The following is a 1,618-nucleotide window of genomic DNA, read 5'->3' as shown; positions in this document are numbered from 1 at the left end:
TGATTCTTCTGATTTGAAGGGTTTTTGATGGAGGGTTTGATCCTGGCTCAGGACGAACGCTGGCGGCGTGCTTAACACATGCAAGTCGAACGGTAAGGCTCCAGCTTGCTGGGGTACACGAGTGGCGAACGGGTGAGTAACACGTGGGTGACCTGCCCTGCACTTCGGGATAAGCCTGGGAAACTGGGTCTAATACCGGATAGGACCGCACCGTGAGGGTGTGGTGGAAAGTTTTTTCGGTGTGGGATGGGCCCGCGGCCTATCAGCTTGTTGGTGGGGTAATGGCCTACCAAGGCGGCGACGGGTAGCCGGCCTGAGAGGGTGGACGGCCACATTGGGACTGAGACACGGCCCAGACTCCTACGGGAGGCAGCAGTGGGGAATATTGCACAATGGGCGGAAGCCTGATGCAGCGACGCCGCGTGGGGGATGACGGCCTTCGGGTTGTAAACTCCTTTCACCATCGACGAAGGGTTTCTGACGGTAGATGGAGAAGAAGCACCGGCTAACTACGTGCCAGCAGCCGCGGTAATACGTAGGGTGCGAGCGTTGTCCGGAATTACTGGGCGTAAAGAGCTCGTAGGTGGTTTGTCGCGTCGTCTGTGAAATTCCGGGGCTTAACTCCGGGCGTGCAGGCGATACGGGCATAACTTGAGTACTGTAGGGGAGACTGGAATTCCTGGTGTAGCGGTGAAATGCGCAGATATCAGGAGGAACACCGGTGGCGAAGGCGGGTCTCTGGGCAGTAACTGACGCTGAGGAGCGAAAGCATGGGGAGCGAACAGGATTAGATACCCTGGTAGTCCATGCCGTAAACGGTGGGCGCTAGGTGTGGGTTTCCTTCCACGGGATCCGTGCCGTAGCTAACGCATTAAGCGCCCCGCCTGGGGAGTACGGCCGCAAGGCTAAAACTCAAAGGAATTGACGGGGGCCCGCACAAGCGGCGGAGCATGTGGATTAATTCGATGCAACGCGAAGAACCTTACCTGGGCTTGACATATACAGGATCGCGCCAGAGATGGTGTTTCCCTTGTGGCTTGTATACAGGTGGTGCATGGTTGTCGTCAGCTCGTGTCGTGAGATGTTGGGTTAAGTCCCGCAACGAGCGCAACCCTTGTCTTATGTTGCCAGCACGTTGTGGTGGGGACTCGTAAGAAACTGCCGGGGTTAACTCGGAGGAAGGTGGGGATGACGTCAAATCATCATGCCCCTTATGTCCAGGGCTTCACACATGCTACAATGGTCGGTACAGTGGGTTGCCAGTCCGTGAGGGCGAGCTAATCCCGCAAAGCCGGTCTCAGTTCGGATCGGGGTCTGCAACTCGACCCCGTGAAGTCGGAGTCGCTAGTAATCGCAGATCAGCAACGCTGCGGTGAATACGTTCCCGGGCCTTGTACACACCGCCCGTCACGTCATGAAAGTCGGTAACACCCGAAGCCAGTGGCCTAACACATTTTTTGTGGGGGAGCTGTCGAAGGTGGGATTGGCGATTGGGACGAAGTCGTAACAAGGTAGCCGTACCGGAAGGTGCGGCTGGATCACCTCCTTTCTAAGGAGATTATTTTTTCTTTGTGTCATGTGTCATCGTGTTGGTGGCGTGTGGCTATTTTTTGTTTTT

At 56.2% G+C, this 1,618-nt stretch carries 1 rRNA gene; it reads left to right on the top strand.

Annotated features, from left to right (window positions below):
- The first annotated feature begins 24 nt into the window (after window positions 1-24).
- Window positions 25-1,549 (top strand): 16S ribosomal RNA (locus QP982_RS10590).
- Window positions 1,550-1,618 lie beyond the last annotated feature (69 nt).

Source organism: Corynebacterium sp. MSK019 (assembly GCF_030232425.1).
GTDB classification, from domain to species: Bacteria; Actinomycetota; Actinomycetes; order Mycobacteriales; family Mycobacteriaceae; genus Corynebacterium; species Corynebacterium jeikeium_D.
The sequence above is the reverse complement of the archived record's forward strand: the minus strand, read 5'-3'. Positions and strand labels throughout refer to the sequence as shown.